21 protein-coding genes are annotated in these 21682 nt (G+C 63.9%); 12 read left to right on the forward strand and 9 right to left on the reverse strand.

The window, feature by feature from the left end; all coding sequences use genetic code 11:
• Positions 1 to 23 precede the first annotated feature (23 nt).
• Positions 24 to 1520 (reverse strand): MFS transporter, encoded by a 1497-nt coding sequence (locus ABIE56_RS01425; protein WP_429242051.1) that lies wholly within the window; start codon positions 1518 to 1520, stop codon positions 24 to 26.
• 93 nt (positions 1521 to 1613) lie between these two features.
• On the reverse strand, positions 1614 to 2714 hold the full coding sequence (locus ABIE56_RS01430) for an HlyD family secretion protein (protein ID WP_429242052.1): 1101 nt from the start codon (positions 2712 to 2714) through the stop codon (positions 1614 to 1616).
• A gap of 279 nt (positions 2715 to 2993) precedes the next feature.
• Here ABIE56_RS01430 and ABIE56_RS01435 point away from each other — a divergent pair, with 279 nt between their 5' ends.
• From ABIE56_RS01435 to ABIE56_RS01450, 4 genes are all read left to right on the forward strand, one after another.
• Complete coding sequence (locus tag ABIE56_RS01435; RefSeq protein WP_429242053.1) at positions 2994 to 3155, forward strand: hypothetical protein; 162 nt, start codon at positions 2994 to 2996, stop codon at positions 3153 to 3155.
• Complete coding sequence (locus ABIE56_RS01440; RefSeq protein ID WP_429242054.1) at positions 3152 to 3427, forward strand: DUF1330 domain-containing protein; 276 nt, start codon at positions 3152 to 3154, stop codon at positions 3425 to 3427. The genes ABIE56_RS01435 and ABIE56_RS01440 overlap by 4 nt, the downstream gene beginning before the upstream one ends.
• Before the next feature lie 210 nt (positions 3428 to 3637).
• Positions 3638 to 4018: a helix-turn-helix transcriptional regulator gene (locus ABIE56_RS01445; RefSeq protein WP_429242055.1), complete on the forward strand. Its 381-nt coding sequence runs from the start codon at positions 3638 to 3640 to the stop codon at positions 4016 to 4018.
• A gap of 111 nt (positions 4019 to 4129) precedes the next feature.
• Positions 4130 to 4654 carry a winged helix-turn-helix transcriptional regulator gene (locus tag ABIE56_RS01450; protein ID WP_429242056.1) on the forward strand — a complete coding sequence of 175 codons (525 nt, stop codon included), beginning with the start codon at positions 4130 to 4132 and terminating at the stop codon, positions 4652 to 4654.
• Positions 4655 to 4661: 7 nt separating this feature from the next.
• Here ABIE56_RS01450 and ABIE56_RS01455 read toward each other — a convergent pair whose 3' ends face one another.
• Complete coding sequence (locus ABIE56_RS01455; RefSeq protein ID WP_429242057.1) at positions 4662 to 6320, reverse strand: FAD-dependent oxidoreductase; 1659 nt, start codon at positions 6318 to 6320, stop codon at positions 4662 to 4664.
• Positions 6321 to 6528: 208 nt separating this feature from the next.
• Positions 6529 to 9588 carry a TonB-dependent receptor gene (locus ABIE56_RS01460; RefSeq protein ID WP_429242058.1) on the reverse strand — a complete coding sequence of 1020 codons (3060 nt, stop codon included), beginning with the start codon at positions 9586 to 9588 and terminating at the stop codon, positions 6529 to 6531.
• A 744-nt stretch (positions 9589 to 10332) separates the two neighbouring features.
• Between ABIE56_RS01460 and ABIE56_RS01465 the strand changes: the two genes are divergently transcribed.
• Positions 10333 to 10671 (forward strand): helix-turn-helix domain-containing protein, encoded by a 339-nt coding sequence (locus ABIE56_RS01465; protein ID WP_429242059.1) that lies wholly within the window; start codon positions 10333 to 10335, stop codon positions 10669 to 10671.
• A 10-nt stretch (positions 10672 to 10681) separates the two neighbouring features.
• On the opposite strand, the gene ABIE56_RS01470 is transcribed toward ABIE56_RS01465, so the two are convergent.
• Entirely contained in the window at positions 10682 to 11680 is a 999-nt protein-coding gene (locus ABIE56_RS01470; protein WP_429242060.1) for an alpha/beta fold hydrolase, read from the reverse strand.
• A 36-nt stretch (positions 11681 to 11716) separates the two neighbouring features.
• On the opposite strand from ABIE56_RS01470, the gene ABIE56_RS01475 reads away from it, so the two are divergent.
• Positions 11717 to 12658: a hypothetical protein gene (locus ABIE56_RS01475; RefSeq protein WP_429242061.1), complete on the forward strand. Its 942-nt coding sequence runs from the start codon at positions 11717 to 11719 to the stop codon at positions 12656 to 12658.
• A gap of 22 nt (positions 12659 to 12680) precedes the next feature.
• Here ABIE56_RS01475 and ABIE56_RS01480 read toward each other — a convergent pair whose 3' ends face one another.
• A complete protein-coding gene (locus ABIE56_RS01480) occupies positions 12681 to 13112 on the reverse strand; it encodes an OsmC family peroxiredoxin (RefSeq protein WP_429242062.1) in 432 nt (143 codons plus the stop codon).
• 11 nt (positions 13113 to 13123) lie between these two features.
• Positions 13124 to 14113, reverse strand: coding sequence for a quinone oxidoreductase family protein (locus ABIE56_RS01485; protein ID WP_429242063.1), 990 nt, complete (start codon positions 14111 to 14113; stop codon positions 13124 to 13126).
• 170 nt (positions 14114 to 14283) lie between these two features.
• Here ABIE56_RS01485 and ABIE56_RS01490 point away from each other — a divergent pair, with 170 nt between their 5' ends.
• The 6 genes from ABIE56_RS01490 (at position 14284) to ABIE56_RS01515 (ending at position 19476) form a co-directional block, all read left to right on the forward strand.
• Positions 14284 to 15261 carry an alpha/beta fold hydrolase gene (locus tag ABIE56_RS01490; protein ID WP_429242064.1) on the forward strand — a complete coding sequence of 326 codons (978 nt, stop codon included), beginning with the start codon at positions 14284 to 14286 and terminating at the stop codon, positions 15259 to 15261.
• Positions 15261 to 15947 (forward strand): type 1 glutamine amidotransferase domain-containing protein, encoded by a 687-nt coding sequence (locus ABIE56_RS01495; RefSeq protein WP_429242065.1) that lies wholly within the window; start codon positions 15261 to 15263, stop codon positions 15945 to 15947. Before ABIE56_RS01490 ends, ABIE56_RS01495 begins: the two co-directional genes overlap by 1 nt.
• 49 nt (positions 15948 to 15996) lie before the next feature.
• Positions 15997 to 16428, forward strand: a complete 432-nt coding sequence (locus ABIE56_RS01500) for an SRPBCC family protein (protein ID WP_429242066.1) — start codon at positions 15997 to 15999, stop codon at positions 16426 to 16428.
• Between the two features lie 37 nt (positions 16429 to 16465).
• A complete protein-coding gene (locus ABIE56_RS01505; protein WP_429242067.1) occupies positions 16466 to 18022 on the forward strand; it encodes a GDSL-type esterase/lipase family protein in 1557 nt (518 codons plus the stop codon).
• 102 nt (positions 18023 to 18124) lie between these two features.
• Positions 18125 to 18553 (forward strand): OsmC family peroxiredoxin, encoded by a 429-nt coding sequence (locus ABIE56_RS01510; RefSeq protein ID WP_429242068.1) that lies wholly within the window; start codon positions 18125 to 18127, stop codon positions 18551 to 18553.
• Positions 18554 to 18636: 83 nt separating this feature from the next.
• Complete coding sequence (locus tag ABIE56_RS01515) at positions 18637 to 19476, forward strand: enoyl-CoA hydratase/isomerase family protein (protein WP_429242069.1); 840 nt, start codon at positions 18637 to 18639, stop codon at positions 19474 to 19476.
• A gap of 50 nt (positions 19477 to 19526) precedes the next feature.
• Here the strand turns inward: ABIE56_RS01515 and ABIE56_RS01520 are convergent, their stop codons facing one another.
• Together ABIE56_RS01520 and ABIE56_RS01525 are read right to left on the reverse strand one after the other, a co-directional pair.
• Complete coding sequence (locus ABIE56_RS01520) at positions 19527 to 20756, reverse strand: phthiocerol/phthiodiolone dimycocerosyl transferase family protein (RefSeq protein WP_429242070.1); 1230 nt, start codon at positions 20754 to 20756, stop codon at positions 19527 to 19529.
• A gap of 47 nt (positions 20757 to 20803) precedes the next feature.
• Positions 20804 to 21598, reverse strand: a complete 795-nt coding sequence (locus tag ABIE56_RS01525; RefSeq protein ID WP_429242071.1) for an alpha/beta fold hydrolase — start codon at positions 21596 to 21598, stop codon at positions 20804 to 20806.
• Between the last annotated feature and the right edge of the window lie 84 nt (positions 21599 to 21682).

Consider the following 21682-nt stretch of genomic DNA (forward strand, 5'->3'; position numbering starts at 1 on the left):
CCCAGGTCAGGCCGTGGCCGCCCTCAGGCGGCCTCCGGTGGCGGGGGCGGACGCTGCAGGAGGGCAACAAGCACAAGCCCGGCCGCTGCGGTCCCCGCCACCATGAGAAAGGTATCGGCGTAGCTCATCGTCTGCGCCTGCGTCCGGACCGCATTGGAGAGCAAGGCCACGGACCGCCCCGTATTTGCAGGGTCCTGGCTGCCAAAGCGCGCCAAGGGCCCGCTCGTGTACTGGCTGAGCCGGGCAACCGTGTCCGGCTCCCCTGCACCTACATGCAACCCGATGAGGTTGGAACGCACCTGACCGGCGACGCGCTGGTAGGTCTGGATGACGGCCACTGCAATCTCGCCACCGAACAGTCGCGCTGTCTGCGCAATGGCGCCGAATGTCAGCACGAGCGCCGGCGTCAGGTGCAAGACGAAGTAGTACACGAGGGCGGTGAGCACCATCGTCTGTCCGACCGCCTGCAGGAGCATCGAGGGGATGAACTGGCGTTCGGCCCAGTCGGGGGTGACGAAGCTCGCAAGCAGGCAGGCGGTGCAGACAAATCCCACCCCGGCAGCCAGCACATAACGGGCGTCGACACGCAGCAGGATGGCGCCGACGACTGGTCCGATGAGCACCTGGGGCAGTGCAACCCACAGCAGCAGGTCACCGACCTCGGAGGGGCGAAACCCAGCGACCGTGGTCAGGAACTGGGGAACGAGGAAGTTGCTGCTGAGCACGAGCATGCGCGACAGGGCAAGCAACATGGTCATGATGAGGATGTTGCGTTTCGTCAGGAAGCGGAAGTCGATGACCGAGTGGGGACTGGTCGACGCGTGGAAGGCAAAACCGGCCAGCAGCACAAGCCCGCCAAGCCCCAGACCGACAATGAGACCCGACGACGCCCAGTCAAGCCGGTTGCCCTGGTCAAGGCAGGCATAGATGAGTGAGAAACCTAGGCCAGCCAGCCCCATGCCCCAGTAGTCCCCCTTGCCGAGCTCGTCCCGGTTGACGGGCTCCCTCGGGATGCCGGCCCTGATGCAGAACATAAGCATGAGCGCGACGGGAAGGTTCTGCCAGAAGATCCATCGCCATCCGCCGTGGTCGATGTGCCAGCCTTCGAGCGTTGCGGCGATGTTGAGGGTGAGCTCGAGGTTCAGTGCGTAGGCACTGATGCCGAGGACCCAGAAAGGCTTGGGCAGCGTCTTGACGACGACACCGATGGTCAGCGGGATGAAGGTGCCAGACCCAAGGCCGGCGAGGAACTGCATGAACAAAAAGCTCGGCAGCCCCGGGCAAAAGGGCAGCAACAACTGGGACACCGCATAGAGGATGGCGCCCCCCATCAAGGTGCGCCGCAACCCGAAGACAAAGCCGAGCCATGCAGAGACGGGCCCGATGAGCATCTGCGCGACGCTAAACGAGGTTGTAATCCAGGCGCGCTCATCGACCCCCGCCCCGATGGCCGAGCCGATATCGACGAGGCCGAAGCTCGTCAGACGAGCCGACATTGTCGAGAGCAGCGCGGCGAGCATGACTGCCGCAACACCAAGCCATGGCCGGCTCGTCGGATTCTCCACGGGGCCAGTGGCAATGCGCTGCGGGCCCTGTCCAGCCTCCAGCACGCCTCAGTCCTCCGTGCCGTGCGTGTCGATGGTTGCAATCACCGACATCCCCGGCCGGAGCAATGGTCGACTTTCTGCCGGCACATCATCGAGGACAATCTTCACGGCGAGCCGCTGGATGACCTTGGTGAAATTGCCGGTGGCGTTGTCCGGGGGCAGGAGCGAGAAGCGCGCGCCCGACGCGGGTGACCAGCTGTCGACATGACCGTGGAACACCTTGCCCGGGAAGGCATCGACCGACACCCTGGCCGGTTGGTTGACCCGCACGCGCGTGAGCTGTGTCTCCTTGTAGTTGGCCACGACCCAGACATTGGGCAACGCGACCACGCTGATGACCTGGGTACCCGTCCCCACGTACTGGCCCGGTCGCACCTGGCGGAGACCAACGACACCATCGGTTGGTGCCCGAATCTTCGTGTACCCGAGGTTGATGCGCGCAAGGTCGAGTGCGGCTTTCTCGGACGCAAGTGACGCATGTGCCGCAGCGAGCTGCGCGTCGAGGGTGCCGAGCACTTTCCGTGCGGCCGACTCCTGCGCCATTGTCTGCGCATGGGCGGCCGCTGCCTGCTCATTGCTTGCCTCGGCCTGGTCGACAGCCTGCCGTGAGGCAAAGTGTCCGGTCGAGAAAAGGTTGCGCTGGCGCTCGACTTCCAGCTTGTTGAGTTTCGTACCGGCATTGGCAGACGTGACGCTTGCCACCGTGGCCGAGATGGTCGCGCCCTGCTGGTCGCGCTGGCGCTCGAGGACGGCAATCTGTGCCTGGCCCTGGGCAAAAGCCGCCTCGGCCTGTGCCACCTGCGCCTCGTAATCCTCGCTCGCAAGCGTTACGACGACGTCCCCCTTTTTCACCTGCTGGAAATCGCCGACATGGACCGCCTTGACGTAGCCCGGGACGTGTGCCGACAGCGGGACAACGTCGCTTTCGAGGTATGCATCATCGGTTCGCTGCCGGGCTGCAGCGCCTGACCACATGTTCCAGCGCGCAGCGAAGATCCACACGGTGGCAATGGCAACAACAACGATAAGCACCCTGACACCGATGGCCAGCCAGCGGGTTGCGAAAGAAGGAGACGGCGATGCCGGCACGGGGGCGGGTTGGTTCATGAACGGGTCCAGGTGGTGCAACGGCAGGTCGTCACGCAGGAGCCAGCCTTGCCCGCGTCGAGGCAACAGCGTGGACAGACAACCCAGATTTGCTTCATATCCTGAAGCCACTGACAAAGCACCGTCAAGCACACGTGTGTATGACCTCCATCACGGTCATGAACATGGGCGTGCCGCAGTCATGACCAAGCGGCCATGCCGCAACCCAAGCCAAGCTCGAAAGAGCGTGGTTTCTGTCCGGCTGACCGCCAGGACTGCGCCAATGACGCCGGAGTTGCAATGACCATCGCCGAAACCCGCTCGCCCAGTGACGCCGCCCTTCTCGTCCGCCCCGATGTCACGTTCCTGGCCGCCGTCATCTCCGGCGCATGTTTCGAACGCAACGCGCTGGTAATCCGACACCCGAACCGCCCGCTCACCGACACAGGACACACACCGTGACGCATGTCCTTTTCATGTTTGATGTCCTCGACGCCAGCGCTGCCAGCGCCTATGCGCAAGCTGCCCTTCCCCTGGTATCCGCTCATGGCGGCACTTTGGTCGGAACTGCGCCCGCTGCCACATTCTTCGGTGCATCCACCCACAGCCGCTCTGCCCTGTTCTCCTTCCCTGACCGCGAAAGTGCCGAACGCTGGCACTCGGATCCGGCCTATCAGGCATTGCTTGCCCTCCGGGGAAGGGCGATGGACTGCGTTGTCCATATCCTCGCGTGAGGCCGGCGTCGTGCCCCCGCGCCTCGGCCAACCTGCGGTGGTTCCGCCCGTAGCAAGCCTGTTCCTGACCAACGCACCCCTGGTCGGCAGCGTCCTGCGCAGCGGCGGCCCGGTCGCACGGGGCATCCGGGCCCCGTGACGCCCCTTCCACCGAGGATCCGTCGGGCGAGGCTGCTCACACCCGCCGTGTGCGACCGCTTGCGCGCGCACGTGGCCGCGCATCTCGACGAGTCTCTGGGACCGGCTGATCTCGCAAGGGTCGCCGGTCTGTCGGTCAACCACTTCCATCGCGCGTTCAAGGCCACCTTCGGCCTGACACCATATGCCTATGTGCTCGATGCGAGGCTTCGCCATGCTGCATCCCTGCTTGAGCGCACCCACCTCCCGCTCCGGGACATCGCCGCTGCGGGCGGATTTTTCGACCAGGCGCATCTGGCCAACACATTCCGGCGTCTCCATGGCATGTCGCCGAGCCGCTGGCGCCGCGTCCACGGCGATCCTGATGGGCCAGGCCTTGCCGAGATTCCGCATTCGCCCTCCCCGGACGCCGTCACACTCCCTCCCCTGCAGGTCGCGCCACTCGTCGTCTAGGCGCCATCGCGACAGGGTTCGGATCGCAAGGTCTTGGAAATTACTGTGCCACGCCTTGCGGCGCCCCGAGAATCGGCGGAGAATCTGCTGCTAATTCTGAAGGAGCCCCTCATGAGTTGGGACGAAGTCGACGAGAGCGTTTGCCCCATTGCCCGGTCGTTGTCCGTCGTCGGCGACCGATGGACGCTGCTCATCCTCCGTGAACTGTCCATGGGCTCGTCGAAGTTCGACGAAATCCAGGCCCAGACGGGCATGTCATCGTTTCTCCTGTCGACCCGGCTCAAGCGGCTTGAGGCGGACGGCGTCATCGAGCGAGTTCCCTACAGCGACCGCCCCGTCCGCTATGAGTACTTCACGACGGAAAAAGGCAAGGAGCTCGACCCGGTTCTTCTCGCGCTCCGCAGCTGGGGCATGCGATGGGGCAAGTACCGGAAAAACGAGCCACCGGCGGTGCTTCTCACCCTCAAGCGCAACGGAGACGTCGTGGATGCCGACTGGGTGCCGGGCAAGGCCGACACGCCGTTCACCTTCGACCTTTGCGACGCGACCGTGGGCCGAAAGTTCAAGGCGGAACGCGAGGGGCGGGCCGCTGCGTTCCGGGCCGCACGACGGGCTGCCGCCACGAAGTCCGACTGAGCCGGCCCTAGGCCAGTTCCGGCCTGAGGAACTGGTGGATGGCCTGGACGACCACCGAGCCTTCCCCGACGCTCGACGCGACACGCTTGACGGAGCCCGAACGCACATCGCCCACGGCAAAGAGCCCCCGGAGCTCGGTGCCAAAGACACCCGTCCGGTGGGACAGGACTTGGTCACCGGTCGGAACGAACCCCTTGGCATCCAGGGTGAGTGCATCCCGCAGCCACTCGGTGTTGGGGGACGCGCCAATCATCACAAACAGGTTGTCGGCATCTACACAGGTCTGCTCACCAGAGCGAACATTGCGCCAGGAGACGTGCTCCAGGCGTTCGCGGCCAGACAGGGAGACGACCTCGCTGTGGACATGGAGTGTGATTCGAGGCGAGTTGTTGATGCGCTGGACCAGGTAATCGGACATGGTCTCGGCCAGCCCACCGGACCGGATGACCACGTGGACGTGCGCGGCAAGACGCGAGAGATAGACCGCCGCCTGGCCCGCCGAGTTCCCGCCCCCGACGACCACGATGTCACTGCCCGCACACCCCGAACCTTCGATGGCCGTTGCGGCATAGTGGATGCCACGTCCCTCGAACCGGTCAAAGTCGTCCAGCTCGAGCTTGCGGTACCGGGCCCCGCTTGCAGCAACAACGGCCCGGGCGCGGACGGTGGTCCCGTCGTCGAGGTCAAGCTCGAAATGGCACTCAAACTGCCGCAGACGCAAGACGGTGCGCGAGATGGTCAGTCTTGCCCCGAACTTCAGGGCCTGCACCTGGGCGCGGCTCGCCAGTGCGTGTCCCGAGACCCCCGACGGGAAGCCGAGATAGTTTTCAATTTTTGAGGACGTCGCCGCTTGCCCGCCCGGAGCGAGCCCTTCGATGACGATGGTGTCGAGTCCCTCGGACGCCCCGTAAACGCCTGCGGCAAGCCCCGCCGGACCGGCGCCGACCACCGCCACATCGTAGACGTGACCCGGCTCGCCGGGGGCCGAAAATCCAAGCAAGTCGGCCAGCTGCGGTGTGGTCGGGTTCCTCACGACCGCCCCACCCCCGGTGATGACCGCTGGCAGGTCGCCGGCATGCAGGCCGCTGCGCTCGATGAGCTCCAGCGCACAGGGGTCCTTCGTTGAGTCAAGCAACCGGTGGGGATAGCCGTTCCGGGCCAGGAACCGTCGGATGCGGGCCGTGTCCATGCAGGTGTGGTGGCCGACCAGCATGACCCCTCCAAATCCCCGGCGCACAAGACCAAACCGGCGCAGGATAATGCAACGGGTCAGGAATTCGGCAATGTCCGGCTCACAGGCGACCATGTGGCGGAACTGCTCGCGGGACAATCGGTACGCCGTTGTCCCAGGCCCCGCACGACCGTTGAGGAGAATGCTCCGGTCGTCAAACAAGTCGAGCTCACCGGTAAATGAGCCCGCCTCATGGACGACGACCGTCCGCTCCCGCTCGCGTGCATCAATGTCAAACACGGTTACCGTGCCTGACAACAGGACGAAGAAATCCACCGAGCGTTGCCCGCGCTGATAGAGGAACGCGCCCTCTTCAACAGCATCAAACAGGCCATGCCGGCCAATGCGCTCGACCATCTCCTCGGCAAGGCGCGGATACGGTTCGGGAACCATGCCGGCGGTGTCCACCGGGTCGAATTCAGGTCTGTCAATCATGCGCCATGTGCCGCCTGGGTGCCCCGAAGGACGAAACTCTCATTTTTGAAGTGGATGACGAATAAGACAACCTATCCTTAGGGATGGTTCGCTTTCCCCGACAAAAAAAGGCCGCCTGTGGGAGCAGGCGACCAACAAATGGGGAGTTGCTGTTGTTGTTGTACGCCCGCATCCGTGCAGGCGGGGCCTGTTGGCGCGTCAGCTCACATCAGAAGTCGTAAGAGACCGTGATGCGCGCGTAGCGCGGGGTCTGGTAGTACTCGCCGAGGTCGTAGTTGTTGAGAACCGTCTGCGGAGACGCTTCGTACGTTGAGAACGAGTTCAGGGGCTTTCGCTCATTGGTGACGTTGAACACCTGGACGCCGAAGGCCAGCTTGCTGTCAAAACGCGCCGGGCGATAGGTGGTCGCGAGGTCCACCTGGCGGTACCAGGCGTTGCGCTTGGCGCCCGGATGCGACGGCTGGCCGTTGCAGTTGTGATAGGCAGACTGGTAGCCCAGCGGATCCGGGTCCGCCTCGCCGTCCTCATAGCCAAGACAGGACTTCGGCGCACCGGAAGCCAGGCGCAGGTTGCCCGACAGCAGCCATTCCGGGGTCAGCTGATAAGACCCATACGCCTTGATCTGATGCGTGCGGTCGTTCGACAGCAGGCCGTTTGAGTAGCGCATCAGTTCGGCCGAGTCCCAGTCCTGGGTCTTCGAGATATCGGTCTGGCCGATGTCCGACTTCGTCTGGCCTTCCGTATTGCCGTAGGAACGCGAGAACGTGTAGTCAATCCGTCCCTGCCACTTGCCGTCAAACGGATGCTCCATGTACATGTCGAGCGCGTAGTAGCTGCGCTTGGCCTTGTCGGAGAAGCCCCAGTCGTACTGGTTCATCTTCACCTCGGTGCGGCCGACACCATTGCTGTTGGCCAGCGAGAAGGTGTTGGTGCTGCCCGGATTGAAGATGACACAGCCGGGAATGACCACCGAATCGGGGTCGATGCCTTCGGCCGAGAGCTTGTCACCAATCTTGCCCGTGTCGCACACGTCATCAATGGCCGTACGGAGCTTTCGCACCGTCAGCTTCGCACCAGCCACCCAACCGTCACCGACAGTCTTGTCAAAGCCGAGAATGCCTTCGTCCTGGTACTGGGACTTCAAATCGCGGGCAGCGACCGCCTGGGCGTCCACCGGCTGGCCGTACTCACCGTCGGGGGAGACCGGGCCATTGCCGAGCGGAGTCAGCCCGGTCGGGCGACCGTTCTGGTCGATGCCGGTGTAGTTGAAGTATTCAAACGTGTAGGTTGACGGCGAGGCGCCACGGACGGCCACGTTGTTGGGCAGCGCGAGGTAATAGCGGCCAAGGTTGCCGTAGATCTTCAGCGAGGAGTCGCCAAACACATCCCAGGTTGCGCCGAGGCGCGGCGCCCACTGGGCCGCCTGGTTGACGTAGGGCTTGTTTTCGTCGTTGAAGTTCTTGAACCGATCGTTTCGTACACCGATGCTCACGAGCACCTTGTCGTTGACCTGCCAGCGGTCTTCAAGGTACTGCGCGCGCTGGTCAAGCGACATGTTCGTCACCGTCGAGAAGATGACCTTGCGCACGTAGTAGCCCGCCCCACCCGGCGCGCCGACGCCCTGCGAGACACTGATGGGCGTCCCTGGGTTGGCCGAGTGGAAATAGCGCCAGTAATAGCCCGGGCCGCTGGTGGCCGTGCCTTCGTCAATGCCCTTGTAGTGCATGTTGTCGATGCCGCCGGCGAGGTGGTGGTCACCGACCTGCCACTCGAGGTCAAGACGCAGGCCATGCGTGCGGCTGCCCGCAGACGGGTCCTGCGTGTCTTTCGACGCGTTGAGGTTCGACGTCGGATTGCCGCCGTTGAGCGCCGGGTTTTGCAGGTACGGGTTGTAGATGTACGGCTGCTGGTCAAGATTCGGCGTCGGGTTCGACAGGTAGTCGTCCGTCCAACCCTTGGCGTATGTCGCAGACAGGGTCAGGTCGTCGGTGATGTACGACGTGTACTTGGCGATGGCGTACTTCGACTCAATCTTCGACGTATCGGCGTCTCCGCCCGTGCGGCCCGTGTTGGTGCGCGTGTCGTAATCGTAGCCGGTGTAGTACCCGCGCTGCTCGTCGGTCGAATGGATGCCCGTCAACTCCAGGATGTTGGAGTCATTGATGTTCCAATCGAGCTTTGCGTAATACTTGGGCAGCTTGTAGGTGTAGTGGTTCGTACCAACCGGGTTGGCCTCCACCGAGTTGGTGCTCTCCCCTTCGGACTTTTCAGCTTCCGCAGCCAGGAAGAAAAACAGCTTGTCCTTGATGAGCGGGCCGCCGACGTAAGCGCTGTAAGTCGTCGTCCACTTGGTGTTGTCCTCACCCGACTTGTAGATGGCACCGGCCTTCGACGGGTCCTGGTAACCATAGCCGGTCGGCAGCTGCCGGTTGCCGTAGTAGATGCTGCCCGGTGCCGAGGCGGCAAACTTTGGCTCCCAGAGGATCTGCGCGCCGAAATGCCAGTCATTCGTGCCGCGCTTGCCCACCTGCGAAATCACGCCGCCGTCCGAACGGCCGTATTTGGCCGAGTAGCCGCCCGTATAGACTTCCTGCTGGTCAATCGCGCCGTACGGCAGGCCGACACCACCGAGATTCTTGTACGGGTCGGTCGTGTTGTAGCCGTTGATGTAGTAAGCATTTTCCGACGCACCGGACCCGCCGAACGACACCGTGCGGAAGCGGCCGTTACCAAGGTTTGAAGACCCGGGCACGGCACCCGGTGCGAGCAGCGCAATGGCTTCGGCGTTGCGACCGAGCGGAAGACGCGCAAGCGTCTCGGACGTCACCACGGTGCGCGAATCGACCGCCGTGGTGTCGATCGGCGGAAGGCTGTTGGCAACGACCGTCACCGAGTCGAGCGACTGGGCGTTCGCGGTCGACGCCACAGCGGCGTCAAACGACACGTCCGTGCTGCCGCCGACCGTAATCTGGATGTTCTTGCGCGAATCGACCACTGCACCATCGCGCTTGAGGCTCACGTTGTAGCTGCCAAGCGGAAGATTGCCGAGACGGTAACGGCCCTGCGCGTCAACAGGGACCTCGCGGCTAAAGCCGGTCGAGCCCGAGATGAGGACGGTCTCACCGGAGGCGGCGGGCGCCTGGCCGAAGATGGCGCCGGTGGTCGACTGGGCAAACACAGGCGCAACTGCGCCCATCCCCATCATGAGTGCAAAGGAAAGCGCGGTCGGACGCATCAGCGCCCGGCGTCGGAAGGATTGAACGTGCATCAAGACACTCCCCGAAAGGCCCAATGAGGACCGTTGTTGCAAAAGGCCATATGGCCAGAAGATGGCACCGATATCACCGGCTGGTTGAAGACGCCCCACCCTCCCCGGGTGTACGGGCACACAGCACTGGCAAATCGCGGCAGTGGTGTCGGCGATCGAGCAACGAATCGCGGACAGGACGTTAAGACCGTGTTTCAAATTAGACGTCCAAACGCGAGGCTGTCAATGGACGCGTGAGAAAATTCTCACCGTTGGCGCAAAGTCGTCGTCATCCGTCTAAAAACGTTGCGAGAAGGCAAAACATCCGGGGCGCAAAGGGAGCTTTCGCATGTCACGTCGTCAAGTGGGTCCATGGAGGTCGCCGCTCCATGGTCCGAATCCAGACGTCGCAAATGGACAAGACGTCGTGATGTGGCGAAGAGGCGATTTTCGTCCAAGAGCCACTTCAGTTTTTACAGTAACCTCAATCCATGGTCCGCTTTCGGCCTCCGGGCAGGAAGGAAGGCGATGCACCCCGACTGGCCCACATTCATGTGGGGGAGAGTGGCGAACTTGCGATTGCATTCCGTGCCCCTGGCCGCGCGTGGACTGTTTGAGTGCCGTTGCTTTACCGCAACCGGGCGCCCATGCACGGCGCGACCGCTCTCAACGAAATTCACGCCGCCCGCCCTTCGCCTCGTTCGGATTGATTCGCCGTACGATTCCCCTGTGCGTGGCGTGGCACGTCACCGGCGGACGCTCGCCTTGTCGGACGACCGTTTTGCGGATTTGCGGCGGTTTGTCGAGGCGTCCATCGACGTCAGTCTCCCGACGTCCCGTCTTGCCGAGGTCGCCGGATTGAGCGTGAGCTACTTCCACCGCGCCTTCGTGCTCCGCATGGGGAAAACGCCCCATGCCTGGGTCATGGAGCTCCGGCTTCGCCGCGCCCGGGACATGATTCTCAGCTCCTCGTCGTCCCTGACAGCGATTGCCGCCGACTGCGGCTTCTTCGACCAGGCGCACCTCACCAATACATTCCGCCGCATCCACGGCCAGTCTCCCAACCGGTGGCGCGAGGAACAGGCCGCGCGCCGTCGCGCCTGACGAATTCCGTTCAGCGTCCCTGGGACAATTGCGGGGACAGGAACTGGATGACGTCGGGGAAAAACAGATCCGCGCGCTCAATCCACGTAAAGTGGCCCGCCTGCGGGTACACGCGGAGGACGGACCCCGGAATGCGTTCATGGATGAGGCGCGACGGGGCCGGGGTGCAGGGCCAATCGTCCTCGCCCACGATGAGCATGACCGGTATCCGAATGTGCGCGGCGGCAGACGATGCAGGCAGCGCCGGCTTTCCATGCCCGGTTGCATAGACGGCGGTCGAGGAGACCGTGACCGTCTCGGGCAGGGTCTCGGCCACCGCTTTCACCGACCGGTCCGGGTCTGAGACATACAATGGCAATGTGGCCTTGAGATTGGCCAGGAACGCACCGTCGGTCTCGGTCGCATCATCGACATGCCGGTAGGCGTCTTCGAACCGCTTGTCACCATGTCGCCGATGGTCCAGCGCCGCATGGTCACCGCGCCGCGCGAAGGTCGGCAGCTCGGTTCCGACGAGGACAAGCCGGGAGACATGGTCAGGATGAAGTTCTGCATAGGCCAGCGCGATGGCGCCGCCGTTGGAGTGTCCAAGCAGCGCGAATCGCTCAACACCCCAGACGCTGCGCAACGACTCGAGGTCGTCGACCATCTGCATGTCGGTCAGCTTTTCGGGTTGACGCACGCGGTCGGACTGTCCGCTGTTTCTCGGATCGACAGTGACCACGGTGAACGATGCCTCGAGCGGGGCAAGGCCCTTTCGAAGGTAGCTGCTGCCAACGCCCCATCCGGGCGCCTGGATGACCAGAAGCGGTCCACTGCCGCCAACATCGTAATGGAGCCTGACGCCGTTGACGGTCGCGTCGTGGCCTCCCGCTGACAGCGCCTGCGCAGCAACAGGGGCAGCCGATGGCGTGGTCCAGGGCGACGCAGCGAGGATGAGTGCAACAACGGCGCTGACGAAGAAGGTGTGGCGACGCAGCATGGTGACTGGGAGTTGGGGAATGGCGCCCATCGTGCGACCTCGTCACGTCGCGGACCTTGGAGGAGAGTGACGCTGTTGCCCCTGTCACTTCAATCTGTGAACTTTCGCACCCGTGACGCGTTCAAAGCCGCGCTGCTGCCACGCCTTCGTGCCAATCCCTTCATGGACCCCATGTTTACCCGAGCCAAATTCCTGCTTGCCGTGGCCACCGTTGCAACACCGGCCAGCTTCAACAGCATGTTGCCGGGGTGGTTCGCCCCGTCGCCGGAAGCGTTCGCAAGCACTTCTAACGCAGCGATGCACCCGTCGTCACGAACGGACGTCCGGGCCGGTTCAACAACCCCGACGACCTGCCAGATGCCCAATGGCCTGCCCCGGCCGGTGCTCGCAGCGACGTTGATTGCGCGCGTTGCATGGCACACGGGAGAAGGTGCTGCGCGAGCGGTGTGGGCAACGCTCGCCAACGCGCCCCGGAGCATGCCTCCACCGGCGTCCACGGAAACCATACCCAGCGTCCGTGCTCTTTCGGCTGCATGGCGCACGCTTGCCCTGCAGTCGCGCATTCCCTTTCTCATCGGGGAAACCCAGGTCAGGGACGGTGTGCAGGTCCTCGTTCTCTCCCCCATCGGCAAGACGTCCAACCCTGGGGCGTTGCTGCCCGTGTGCGCGTCGTTTGAAGGGTCTGACAACGCCCCCCATGACGCCTGTGCGCTTGTCGCCGAATCGGGTGGAAGCCTGACGCTCCCCGGCGCGACCAGCGCCTCCTGGGTGACCGCGTCGATTGACACGCCCCAGGGGCCTCGTCTGGCGATGGCACCCACACTCCTTGCCCATGCGCTGCACGTCGCCCCGTCCATGCCCGCCTCCGCCCTGGCGCGACTGGCAGGGTCCATCGATTCGACAACCCGCGAAGGAATCATCGAGCCTGCTGACTGTGTTGCCGCGCTCATGGCCATCGGATTCGCCAGTCATCCGGCCATGGCAGCGCCCCGGGCGGCCCCCGGCTGAACGGCGACCGCCCGGGCGGTACTCAACCCGGCCGCAGCGTCGCCTGGACGCTGATGTCGACCTTGAGCACCTTGGCGATGCTGCACCGCGTCCTTGCCCGCTCGACGCACGCATCGAACACGTCCGTGGTCGCACCAGGAACGACAGCCTCGACCTGCAGGACGATCCCGGCGATGACCGGGCTGTCTTTCTCGTCGCGCCCCATCTCGACCACCGCGCTCGTTGCGATGGAGTCGGCCTTGAGGTTGTTCATGCCAAAGTTGTTGGCCAGCGCCTGGTTGAAGCACCCGGCCTCCGCCGCAGCAAGCAGTTCCTCGGGGCTGGCGCCATTTGCGCCCTCAAAACGCGTGGCATAGCTGTAATACGTTTTGGGCACGGTCAGGCTCTCCGTGGAGATGCTGCCCGCGCCTTCCTTCCAGCTCCCCGACCAGTCGGAGTAACCAATGGCCTTCATGACCGTCTCCATCAGGCGTCGACCCACGGTTCGAGGACGACCTTGCCGGAACTCTGGCGGCCCTCGACAAAGCGATGGGCGTCTGCGGCACGCGACAAGGGGAAGCGCCCACCCACGTTGATGGACAGACGACCTGCCCGGGCGTGGCCGATGATTTCCTGCAAACCCTTGATGAGATCCGGCCGGTGCTTGAAGTACCCTCCGATGTAAAAGCCGATGACAGAGATGTTGTCGATTGTCAGATCCTGCGGATTGACAAACGCGCGCTCACCGCTGGCCTGACCGTAGACGACCATCCGGCCATACGGGGCCATGGCACGGAGCGCCTCACCGAGGACCTTGCCGCCGACCATCTCAAGGACGATGTCCACACCCCGCCCGCCCGTAAGCTCGCGCACGCGCTCCGGCCAACCTTCCTGGGTGTAGTCCACCGATGCGTCCGCGCCGAGGGATTCGGCAAACGCCCGCTTCTCGGGCGTGCTTGCCGCCGCAATGACCATGCCGGCACCCGACAGTTTGGCGAGCTGCACCGCATAGGCACCGACGCCACCTGCTGCAGCTTCGATGAGCACCGTGTCGCCCGCGCGAAGACGCCCCGCATCGCGCAATGACAGCAGTGCGGTAAGCCCCTGGATGACCAGCGAGGTTGCCTCGGCCGCCTCGATGCCGTCCGGCAGATGCACGGCTGTGGCGGCATCGACCACGACATACTGCGCGTACCCGCCCTTCCTCGGTGCGGCATACACGGCGTCGCCCACGGAAAGCCCTTCGACCCCTTCGCCGAGCGCACAGACGGTGCCGGCAATCTCGCTGCCGGGCGTAAACGGGGTCGGTGAGCTCTCGGGGTAATCGTCGCCGCGCCGACGAAGGATGTCCGAGAAATTGATGCCGGCGGCATCGACCTTGATTTTGACCTGACCGGGGCCGGGAACCGGCTCGGGAACATCCTCGTACTGCAGGACGTCGGGGCCGCCGGTGTAGTGGAAGCGCACGGTTTTCATGGGGCTTTGCCTGTGATGGGGACGGGAATGCCTCCCGACTATCCTAGGCTTTTGTAATTGAAGCAACCGCTTCAGCCTTGCAAACGCAAACATTTTTCCTGCCGCAGCCCGGTCCAAGACGCCCCTGTCTCCCGTCGGCGTAATCACGGCTTCTCATCCCGGACCACTCCATGAAATCCCCGCTTGCTGTTGCAGCGCTCTGCCTTGCTCTCGCCTTTCCCGCCCATGCGGCCCATCCCGCACCAAACCCGCAGGCGACCTCGGACGCGGCCCTCGTCAAGACGCTGCCCGGGTTCGCCAATCAAACCGTGGCCGTCAACGGCATCCATCTGCATTACGTCGCCGGCGGCGCGGGCCCGCTCATTGTCTTGCTGCCAGGCTGGCCGGAGACCTGGTGGTCGTACCACAAGGTCATGCCGGAACTGGCAAGGACCCATCGCGTGGTCGCCGTCGACCTGCGGGGCATGGGAGCCTCCGACAAACCCACTGGCGGGTTTGACAAGAAGACGATGGCCCAGGACATCGCCGAGCTCATCAAGACGCTCGGCGGCGGAAAGACGGATGTCGTCGGTCACGACATTGGCGCGATGGTCGCCTTCAGCCTCGCCGTCAATCATCCCGAGGTGGTCAACAAGCTCGTGCTGCTCGACGTGGGCCACCCGTCAAAGGGATACCTCCAGCTGAAGATGCTTCCCGACGCCGGCACCTTCGCGGACAAGATTGACGAGGAGCATCCCTACCTCTGGTGGTTTGCCTTCCACCAGGTCAAGGGCCTCCCGGAAGACCTCATGGAAGGACGGGAGGACCGCGAGCAGGCATGGTTTTTCCATTACATGACGAAGAACGAAGCCGCGATTGATGCGCGCGACCGGGCTGTCTACAAGGCGGCCTACGCGAGCCGTGACGCCATCCGTGCGAGCAACGGCTGGTACCAGGCCTTCAGCCAGGACATCGCCGATTCGGAGACCTACGCCAAGCTCACGATGCCGGTGCTCGGTCTCGGCGGCCCCGGCTACACCCGCCTCAAGGCCTCGCTCGAGGCTACGGCGACCACCTCGACCACCTATCGGGTGGAAGGCAGCGGTCATTTCATCGCTGAAGAAAAGCCCGATGCCCTCTTGACGTACCTCACGGAGTTCCTCGACTGATGAAAGTTCTCTTTGTCATTACCAGCGCGCCCCTTGGCACCTGGCTTGCGGAAGTCACCCGCCCGTTCTGGCATCTCTCCGAACGCGGCCATGAGATCACCTTCGCGAGTCCCAAGGGCGGTAAGGTCATCTGGGACAAGCTGAGCGATCCGTCGACGGACGGCTCCTTTGAGGCCAATGACCTGGTGAGCAAGGGCTTCCTCTCCGACGCTGCACTCGTTGAGCGCCTCGGCAACACCATTCGTCTCGCGGACGTCGACCCCGTGCAGTTCGATGCCATCCACGTCGCGGGTGGCACCGGTGCAGCGGTGGACCTCTATCCGAACGCAGAGCTTGCACATCTCTTCGAGCATTTCTGGGCAACCGGGAAGGTCGTCGGTACCATCTGCCATGGCTCCATTGCACTGGCGAACAATCCCGACCGTGTCACCGGCCGCAAGGCAACCGGCTTTACCCTGAGCGAGGACATCGCGGCGGAAGCGATTTACGGACCGAAGTTCATCCCCTTTTATCCACAGCCGGTCATGGAAGAGGCGGGTATCGACTTTGTGCACGTCGAGCCCCAGGGCGTACGCGTCGTCGTCGATGGTCGTCTCGTCACCGGGCAGAACCAGCAGTCGGCGTCCGAGTATGCGCTGGCCTTCCAGCACCTTCTCACCGGCAAGAGCCCGGTCGTCCACGGTTGAGAACGAGGGGGCTGGCAGCTTTGCCGGCCCCTCCTTTGAAAGGGCCCCAATGAGCATTTTTCCGCAGTTCGCCACGGTGGTCGTCCGCAGAAAGCTGTCCGTCAGCGCCCGTGTGGCCTGGGCGCGCATCGGCAACTTTGCCGACGCTGGCCGCTTCCTTGGCATCGAAAGCCGCGTCACCGAGGGAGACGGCAACCTCGGCTCCGTCCGCGAAGTGGGCGACACCGTTGTCGAAGTCATGGTCGGCCAGACCCGGACGTCTTACACCTATGCCCAGATTGAGGGCCCGATGGCAACACTGTGCTATCACGGTTGTGTGGCCGTCGAAGCAGACGGTCCGGATGCGTGTGAGCTGACATGGACGCTGACCTTCGACCAGACCCTTTTTTCCAATGAGCAACGGGCAGCTGAGCACGAACGACTCACGCAGCGCTTCGAAGGCGGCGTCAGCGCCATGAAAACCCTCGTCGAGGCGTCCTGACGCCTCATCCCCGCCGTCCCCACGCCGGAGCCACATCATGCCCCTTCCCCACCGCATCCCGTCGAAATCACGCAGCATCGCCGTCGTTGCCATGCTCGCCCTCACTCCCCTCGTCACCCACGCGTCGGGCAACCTGCCCTGGATTGGCACATGGGGCGTTGCGCCCGTTCCCATGGGTCCGGTCAACTACGGTGGCAAAACGCTGCGAGAGATTGTCCACACCAGCGTCGGCGGCAACCATGCGCGGCTGCGCTTTTCCAACGCCTATGGCGACGCCCCCCTTGTCATCAGCGATGTGCACTTGGCCCTGAACCCAACGGGGTCGACGGTCGACGGCGCAACGGACCGGGTTGCCACATTCGGTGGGCAGCGCTCGGTGACCATCCCCGTCGGACAAAGCGTGGCGACCGATGCCGTAGACATCTCCATCCCCCAATCGGGTGACGTGGCGGTGAGCTTTTATGTCCCCGAAGCGACAAACGCGGTGACCGGGCACAGCTACAGCAACCAGTCCAAATGGGTGGCCACGGGAGACGTCAGCGGTCAGCCGCAGATCCAGGCAACGGAGGAAGGCGACTACCAGTTCCTGCTGAACATGGACGTCCAGGGGGACGACCTGCAGGGCACCCTCGTCGCCCTCGGCGCGTCGGCCACCGACGGGTATGCGTCGACCTACGGCGCCAACCACCGATATCCGAACTTCCTGGCCAGTCGCCTCAATGCCGCAGACATGAAAGTCGGCATCGTCAATGAAGGCATCAGCGGCAACGGCCTCATCAACAATGGCCCGAACATCCTGGAGCGCTTCTCGCGCGACGTCTTCGACCAGCCCGGTGTGCGATGGGTGATTTTCTCTGACGCACCGATGAACGACATCCTGCCTGTGGCCGCCAATGCCACGGCCGACGACATGATTGCTGCGTACCGGACACTCATTGCCGAGGCCCATGCCCGGGACATCAAGTTCTATTGCACAACCATGCCGACGTTCCATGCGGCTGAAAACTGGACCGAGGAGGGGCAGCGCCGGGCGGACGCGCTCAATGCCTTCATCCTGTCGCCGGACAGCGGATGCGACGGCGTGGTCGACCTCCACAAGGTGCTGGAAGACCCCAATCGCCCCACCTACACGTTGCCGGCCTATGTGGCCGCCGACAACCTCCATCCATCCGATGCTGGCTACCAGGCCTTTGCCAATGCGGTCGACCTCGCGTTCTTCCCGCCGGTCAACCTTGCACCCGTCAATCCACCGGCCGGGTGCGGCACCATCGAACCGGGCCAGGGTCTCAAGCCCGGCCAGAGCCTGCTGTCTTGTGACGGCACCCATGCGGTCACGCTGAAGACAGACGGGGACCTGGTTCTCACGTCGGGGACAGAGACGCTGGTCGCGACGGGCACGTCCGGCTCGGATGCGGCGCAGGCGTGGCTGACGCCCGATGGAAATTTCGAGCTGCGGGGCGCCTTGGGCGAACTCCTGTGGTCGTCGGGCTCAGGCGGCCAGTCCGGTGCACACCTGTATCTGCAGGGAGACGGAAACCTTGTCATCTACAGCCCCCAGGGGGCCGTTTGGTCGACAGGGACCGCCGGGCGCTGACCGACGCGGAAGAGACCGCAGGTTCTTCCGCCTCAGTCTGCTGCAATAAACAAAGCGACCACCGGCCTAGCCTGAGGGCAATCCACAACCCGGAGTGACACCATGAAGGCCACCGGCATTTCCACCTGGCAGGGCAACTGGAAGCAGGGCAAAGGCACCCTGTCGACGACCACCGACACGTTCAAGGACAAACCCTACAGCTTCTCGAGCCGTTTTGAAGGGACGCCCGGCGGCAGCCCCGAGGAGCTTCTCGCCACCGCCCAGGCAGGTTGCTTCAACCAGGCGCTTGCCAACAACTTCGGCATGATTGGCTTTGAGGCCGACAGCATCCACACGTCGGTGACCGTGGAGCTCGGCTATGGCGAGAATGGCCACCCGGCCATTCTCGGCGCCGCCGTGACGACCGAGGCGAAGGTCCCGGGTATCCCCAAGGACAAGTTCGACTACTGCGTCGAGCGGGCACGCACGACGTGCACCATCGCGCTCCTGCTCAAGCTCGACCTTGGCATGACCGCAACGCTCCTGCCGTAAGAGAGCCGGCTGGCCTGACCGGCCGACTGCCCCTTCCCCAACACGCCAGGCCGGCCCATGGCCGTGCCTGGCAGGAGACACCCATGTTTCTCGACACGTTCAAACCCGAGCACCTGACGGTCACCGCCGTGACCCCGCAGTACTGGAAGGTCACGTTCAACAATCCGCCGGTCAACGTCATCGGCACGAAGATGATCAAGGAGCTCAAGGAGCTCCTGACCGAACTCGAATCCAACCAGACCGTCAACGTGGTCGTCTTCGACAGCGCCGACCCGGACTTTTACCTCGCCCACTACGACCTTGCCGCCGACCACAAGGCGACCGAGGCCCTCCCAAGCAAGACGGGCTATGCCGCCTGGGTCGACGTGACGGTGCGCCTGTCGCATATCCACGCCGTGTCCGTTGCCGCCATTCGCGGCATTGCCCGTGGTGCCGGCAGCGAGTTTGCGCTTGCGGCCGACATCCGATTCGGCAGCCTCGAGAAGGCCATCCTCGGCCAGATGGAAGTGGGCTTCACCGCGCTGCCCGGTGGCGGCGCACCCGGCCGCCTTCCGGCACTCGTTGGCCGCGCACGCTCGTTTGAGATCCTCCTCAGCGGCGAGGACTACCCTGCTCCGCTCGCCGAGAAGTACGGCTACATCAACCGTGCCATCCCTGACGCCGAGTTCGAGGCGTTTGTCGATGCATGGGCGACCCGTGTATCGAAGTGGGACCGCCGCGTCATCTCCGAAATCAAGGATTACATCAACAAGTACACGCGCCTGCCCGACAGCGAGTATCCGCTGCATTCGGACGCCTTCTGGGGCGCAACCGCCCACCCGCAGTTCGGCTCCGTCACGCGCCAGCTGATGGAAAAGGGTCTGCAGACCAAAAGTGAGCTCGAGTACAACCTCGGCCGCGACATCGGCGACATCGTCCCGTAAACACCCCTTTGCCGCATGGCTCGGAGGCCCCACCGAGGGGCCTCCTTTGTTCATTCGCCGGTGGCCTGTTGCAGCTCCCTGACGACACCATCGAGAAAACCAAACGCCGGCTCGAAACTCGTATGGACAAGATGCAGCCTGTCATCGAAGCCGAGGGCCGAGAGCGTCTGCTCCCCTTCAATGCCGGTCGACACCATCGGTCCCCACACGGCATCGAGGGCAAGCTCGCCGTAACGGCGGGGCATGTCGACCACCCCAAGGTTTGTCAGGAGGATCTCTGCGCCGTAGACGAACGCCCAGCCGGCCGCCATCTCCACAGGGTCAGACACCGGCATGACCGCCTCGCGCACAGCGCGTATGCCGGTGGCGAGGATTTCCGTCTGGTTGAAGCGGCCGACTGCCCCGCCAAATCGCCGGGCGTCATCCCAGAAATCGTCTGCAACCCTGTCCGGCCTTACCGTGAGCGCGTTGACGTGGACCGCCAGGTGCTCGGCGCCGTCCATCACCCGTCGCCGTGCGTCAATGGGCGAAAAGACGCGTGGCGGGTGGCCATCTGCTCCAGACAGCGACGCGAGGGCCCGCATGGCAGCGGCGGCGAGCGCGCCGTGCACGGTGGTTCCCTCCGACCGGGCGCGCTCGCGAAGCACGGCGGTCGACGCGTCATCGAGCATCGCGTTGGACACGGAGGCCTTGTCTTTCGCCGGCGAGCGGAATCCCGGCGGCGCCCTTGTCCCGTCGGTAAACAGATCGGGGATGTCAAGGCCCTCAAAGCCGCCGTCGTCGACGATTTGTTCAAGCGAGCGCATTTCGTCACTGGCAACCACGCGCTTGCCCGCCACGCGATGGAGAATGTCACGAAGCAACCAGACCGCAGACGGACCATCGGCAATCGTGTGGTGGAAAACCAGCAAGAGCACGGAGCGGTGTCGTCCATGCAGCAGACGCGCACGGACAAGGGGCTCATTTTCGGTGTCAAAGCGCGAGGAGAGCTCCGCTTCGGCATGCGCCTTCCAGTCACCGGCCTCACCGTCCACCACCTGCACGGGGATACCGTGCGGGTCGGTGGGAACGAAAGCCGGCTGCCCTTCGACGGTTGCAATCCGTCGCGCGAGCTGGGGCAGCTGACGCCCCGTCAGGTCGAGCGCTTCAATCCATTCGTCAGCGGTTGTCTTGCCGCGCACATCGCCTGCCATGACGAAGTGGGTGGGACGATGCTGGTCGAGGAGCCAGAACGCCTTCTCGAGCCCGTCGAGGGGTCTTGCGGATTTGTTGATCGACATCTCAAAGCCTCTGGCGGGACGGGCGCTGGCCCGTCCCGCCCGTTGGATTACTTCTGCACAGCGGCGTCTTCAATCGCCTTCGCCAGGCCCTTGACGTCCGTGATGAACGGCGTGTGGCCGGTCTTGAGCGTGGTCTCGGAGCGCACGGGGGTTGCGGCAACCATGCGCGCCTGCAGGGACGGGCTCACAACCTGGTCGAGGCTGGTGTGCACATAGACCTTGTTGACCGAGCCGAAATTTGCGGCCGTGAGCTTGACCGGCGTGGCCAGCGGTGCAAGCGGCTCGTCGATGATCTGGTCGGGGATCATCTGCTTGACGGCGTCAGGCGCATCGTTGGCGAACAGGTCGGCGCGTGCCGAACGTTCGATGGACGCGACACCATGTTCCTTGTCAATGACCAGATGCGGCCCGATTTTCGCGTCTGCGTCGGTCTGCGCGAGGCTCATGAGGGACTCGCCATCTTTCGGCAGGTAGGCGGCAAGGTAAACGAGCGTGCGCACCTTCTTCGGGGCCGCCTCGGCAACGTCGGAGATGACAATGCCACCAAAGCTGTGGCCGACGAGCACCACCGGCGCCTTGCTCTGGTCGATGGCCTTGATGACGGTGTCGCGGTAGAGATCAAGGCTGACCTTGTCCGGGGACAACGGATTGCCCGGCCGTCCCGGCAGGTTCGGGGCAATCACCGTGTAGCCATCCGCCTTGAGCTGGGCGGTGACGCCCTGCCACACCTGGGCGTTTTCGAACGCGCCGTGGACGAGCGCGATCGTCGGCTTGGTGGCAGCTTCGGCGCCGCCAGCAGCGACCATGGCAGAGAGTGCAACAATTGAAGCAAGCTTGTTCATGATGGTGTCTCGGTTGGTTGGACACCCAAGAGGTGGGTAGGATGCAGTCGACAAAAAATGACCCAAACGCCGCGCTTTTTGCCT

It is taken from the genome of Luteibacter sp. 621 (assembly GCF_050435445.1).
GTDB lineage: Bacteria > Pseudomonadota > Gammaproteobacteria > Xanthomonadales > Rhodanobacteraceae > Luteibacter.